At 61.3% G+C, this 3905-nt stretch carries 4 protein-coding genes; 1 reads left to right on the forward strand and 3 read right to left on the reverse strand.

Features of this window, described 5'->3' with window-relative positions; all coding sequences use genetic code 11:
• Positions 1-89: 89 nt before the first annotated feature.
• From QMX93_RS30115 to QMX93_RS30125, 3 genes are all read right to left on the reverse strand, one after another.
• Positions 90-932: an NAD-dependent protein deacetylase gene (locus QMX93_RS30115; protein WP_282359224.1), complete on the reverse strand. Its 843-nt coding sequence runs from the start codon at positions 930-932 to the stop codon at positions 90-92.
• Between the two features lie 60 nt (positions 933-992).
• Complete coding sequence (locus tag QMX93_RS30120; protein ID WP_282359226.1) at positions 993-2039, reverse strand: class I SAM-dependent methyltransferase; 1047 nt, start codon at positions 2037-2039, stop codon at positions 993-995.
• Between the two features lie 273 nt (positions 2040-2312).
• Entirely contained in the window at positions 2313-2774 is a 462-nt protein-coding gene (locus QMX93_RS30125; RefSeq protein ID WP_282359228.1) for a GNAT family N-acetyltransferase, read from the reverse strand.
• A 240-nt stretch (positions 2775-3014) separates the two neighbouring features.
• Here QMX93_RS30125 and QMX93_RS30130 point away from each other — a divergent pair, with 240 nt between their 5' ends.
• Positions 3015-3827: a class I SAM-dependent methyltransferase gene (locus QMX93_RS30130; RefSeq protein WP_282359229.1), complete on the forward strand. Its 813-nt coding sequence runs from the start codon at positions 3015-3017 to the stop codon at positions 3825-3827.
• Positions 3828-3905 lie beyond the last annotated feature (78 nt).

Here is a 3905-nt window from a genome sequence, read left to right on the forward strand (position 1 = left end):
GCTCGCGATTGCTGTTTAACAGTCAGCATCTAGGGTGCCTGACACACCGCTATCGCGAGCAGGCTCACTCCTACAGGGGATAGGGATGCTCAGGGAGTCAGGTGTTGCGTCAGCAGGGGCAAAACCTGTTCGCAAGACGCTTCGATTTTCAGATCGAGCAAATCATCCGCCCGCGTCTTGCCCAGGTTAATCGCAATCAAAGGCTTGCCCCGATCCGCGATCACACGGCACAAGCGAAACGCTGAATACGCCATCAACGACGAACCCACCACCAACAACCCCGCAGCACTTTCCGCTGCGGCCATCGCCCGGGCCGCCGTATGGGCCGCGACGTTTTCGCCGAAAAACACCACATCCGGTTTCAGCCGTTCGCTGTCGCAATGCGGGCAGCGCGGCGATTGAAAGCGGGCTTCAAACGCCGGGTCGAGCAGGGTATCGCCATCGGGTGCCTGCACCGCATCGACGCCGGCGAGGTACGGGTTCTGCGCTTCCATCAATTGCTGAATGGCATCGCGTTCGCTGCGTTGGGCGCAATCCAGACACAGAACGCGGTGCAGGCTGCCGTGCAGTTCGATGACATCGTGACTGCCGGCCTGATCGTGCAGAGTGTCGACGTTTTGCGTGATCAAGCCGCTGATTCGCCCGTGGCTCTGCAACGTGGCCAACGCCTCATGCGCAGGATTCGGCCGCGCCTGGCGTACTCGCGGCCAACCCAGCATCGCCCGCGCCCAGTAGCGGCGGCGTGACTCCGGGGCGGCGAGGAATTCCTGATACATCATCGGCTGCCGACCCCGGCGCACGCCGTCGCTGTCGCGGTAATCGGGGATGCCCGAAGGCGTGCTGATGCCGGCGCCGGTCAGTACCAGAAAATCGCCATCGGCCATCGCCTGTTGCAGCGTGTCGAGGTGTTCGCGGGTCGGGCTGTCGAGCATGGCAAGCGCTCCGAAGGCTGGAGGATGACATGCAGGTTAGCACTGACTTTTCTGGCCGGGTTATTTACGCGCCTCCAGTATCAGGTTGAACGGTGTCTGTGTGGCGCGGCGAAAATGCTTGAATCCTGCCTCGGTAAATACTTTGCGCAAACGCAATTCCCCAGCCTGCGCACCGAGACCCAAACCCACCTCCTGCGACAACGAATTCGGCGTGCAAATAAACGTCGACGCCGCGTAAAACAACCGCCCGACCGGATTGATATTGTCGTCCAGCGTATCGTTGGCGAACGGCTCGACCAGCAGCACCGTGCCGTCATCCTTCAACGAATCGTAGGCATGCCGCGCAGCACCGACCGGGTCGCCCATGTCGTGCAGGCAGTCGAAATAGCAGATCAGGTCATAGTCATTGCCCGGATAACTTTTCGCGGTGCCCTGAAAAAACGTCGCCCGACTGCTCACGCCACCTTCTTCAGCGCGCTGAGTAGCGACGGTAATCGACGGTGCGTGATAGTCGAAACCGACAAAACGCGAATTGGGGAACGCCTGCGCCATGATCACCGTCGAGGCGCCGTGACCGCAGCCGACATCAGCGACTTTGGCGCCGGCCTCCAGTTTGGCGACCACGCCGTCCAGCGCCGGCAGCCACTCGGCGATCAAGTGGCCTTTATAGCCGGGCCGAAAGAAGCGCTCGGTGCCGGTGAACATGCACGGATGGTGATCGCCCCACGGCAGGGCGCCGTTGCCGCGCATGGCTTTGACCAGTTTGTCTTTGTCGTGGAAAAACGATGCCACCACGCCCAGTCCGCCGGCGACGTACACCGGCGAATCCTCCACGGCCAGCGCCAGTGCCTGTTCTTCCGGCAAGCGGAATTGGCCGTTGAGGTGCTCCATGTAGCCGGACGCCGCGTGGGCGCTGAGCCATTCGCGCACCAGACGTGGGTTGCAGGTGGTTTTTGCGGCGAGGGCTTCGGGGCTGATTGGTTGGCTGTCGGCCATCGCCCGGTACAGCCCGAGCTCTTCGCCGACGATGACATTGGCCAGCATCGCCGCGCCGCCCATGTCGTTGACCAGTTTGCCCATGAAGTCGTTGAGTCGGGCCTCGTCCATTGTGTGTGCTCCTGAAACAGGATCACAGTCCGGCGGCGTTGACGGTCGAGGCATGCGCCACCGGGCGGTGGTCGGGGATTCGGGCAGGGCGTTCGCTGCGCCCTGCGGCCCCCTCGACTGGGTAATAAGTGAGTCTAGCCTCACTCCGGCAAGGCGTACGCAATCATTGTAGGAGCCGAGCTTGCTCGCGAAAGCGATGCGTCAGTCAATATTCTCTTCGGCTGATACACCGCTTTCGCGAGCAAGCTTTGCTCCCACGGGTTGCGGTGAGGACTAGAGATTGCGGGCCATCAGCGCCTGTTCACTGTCCCACGCGCGGAAGCGTTCCATCACTTGCCAGCCGCGTTTGGCGTAGTAGTCCTGCTTGGATTGGGTGTGCAGGTACAAGCGCGCAAACCCGCAGTCCTTCGCCTCCTGACAAATCCCGTCAATCAAACGCTCCGCCAACCCTTGCCCGCGCGCCTCGGGGCTGACGAACACGCAGGCCAGCCACGGGCCGAGATCCGGCCGATGGGCCAGATCATCGCGGGCCAATGCCGCGCCGCCGATCAGACGTTCGCCGTCCAGAGCAATCAGGCACGACCATTCACCGTTGCTTTGCCCTTGAGCAAATTCACGCTGCCAATCGGCCAGTGGTTGATGCGCATATTCGTAGTGAAATTGCTGATGAATCCATTCGGCATAGCGGTCGCTGTGTTGCATGTGATGCGCGAGCCAATCGATTTGCAGTGACATCGGTCGAGTCCGTTCCAGAGGCGGTCGTGCATCAAAAACCAATCCACCGCCGCTGGCAATCCCGAGGCTGTTGCAGCGGCTTTACAGATTTCCACCATTCATCGGCAAAGCAGCGGTTTTGACGGGTTGCCGGACGATTGGCCGGGACGCCAGGCAGACGCGGCGCGATAGTGACTGAGCGGGGTCACTGCCGGCCCGGTTTTCTATGTCCATAACAAGAACGCAGCGGAGCTCGAATTCATGACTGCACCGATTGATCTGACTGCCTTGAAAGAACGCCAGAAGGTTGCCTGGGCCAGTGGCGACTACGCCGTGATCGGCACCACCCTGCAAATCGTCGGTGAAAACCTCGCCGAAGCCTGTGATCTGCGCTGTGATGAAGAGGTGCTGGACGTCGCGGCCGGCAACGGCAATGCCACACTGGCGGCGGCGCGGCGGGGTGCGCTGGTGACGTCCACCGATTACGTCGCAGCGCTGCTGGAACGTGGACAGGATCGGGCGCGCGCCGAACATCTCGACGTGACTTTTCAAGTCGCTGACGCTGAGGATCTGCCGTTCGAAGATGAGAGTTACGACGCAGTGCTGTCGACGTTCGGCGTGATGTTTGCGCCGGATCAGGACAAAGCGGCCGCTGAGCTGGGTCGGGTCTGTCGCCGAGGTGGACGGATCGGTCTGGCCAACTGGACGCCGGAAGGTTTCGTCGGCCAGATGTTCAAAACCCTCGGCCGGCATCTGCCGCCCCCGGCGATCGCCCAGCCACCGTCGAACTGGGGCACGGAAGCGTGGCTGCATGAGCATTTCGATGGTCATGATTTTGTCGTGCAGGTAACACGCCGCGAGTTCAATTTCCGCTATCGCTCGGCGGCGCACTTCATCGATATCTTCCGGCACTGGTACGGGCCGGTGCACAAAGCGTTCGCCGCGCTGCCGCCGGAGAGTGGGCAGGCGCTGGAAAGTGATCTGGCGGATTTGCTCAATCGTATGAATCGAGCAGGAGAGGATTCGCTGGTGGTGCCGAGTGAGTATCTGGAGGTGGTGATCAGCAAACGGTAATGGAGATCCCCTGTAGGAGTGAGCCTGCTCGCGATAGCGGTCTGTCTATGAAACATGTATCGGCTGACAGACCGCTAT

This window comes from Pseudomonas sp. PS01303 (genome assembly GCF_029959385.1).
In the GTDB taxonomy this organism is placed as follows: Bacteria; Pseudomonadota; Gammaproteobacteria; order Pseudomonadales; family Pseudomonadaceae; genus Aquipseudomonas; species Aquipseudomonas rustica.

Coding starts and splice junctions, on each gene's coding strand:
- QMX93_RS30120 (WP_282359226.1), bottom strand. CDS start 2,039: ATGGACGAGGCCCGACTCAACGACTTCATGGGCAAACTGGTCAACGAC.
- QMX93_RS30125 (WP_282359228.1), bottom strand. CDS start 2,774: ATGTCACTGCAAATCGATTGGCTCGCGCATCACATGCAACACAGCGAC.
- QMX93_RS30115 (WP_282359224.1), bottom strand. CDS start 932: ATGCTCGACAGCCCGACCCGCGAACACCTCGACACGCTGCAACAGGCG.
- QMX93_RS30130 (WP_282359229.1), top strand. CDS start 3,015: ATGACTGCACCGATTGATCTGACTGCCTTGAAAGAACGCCAGAAGGTT.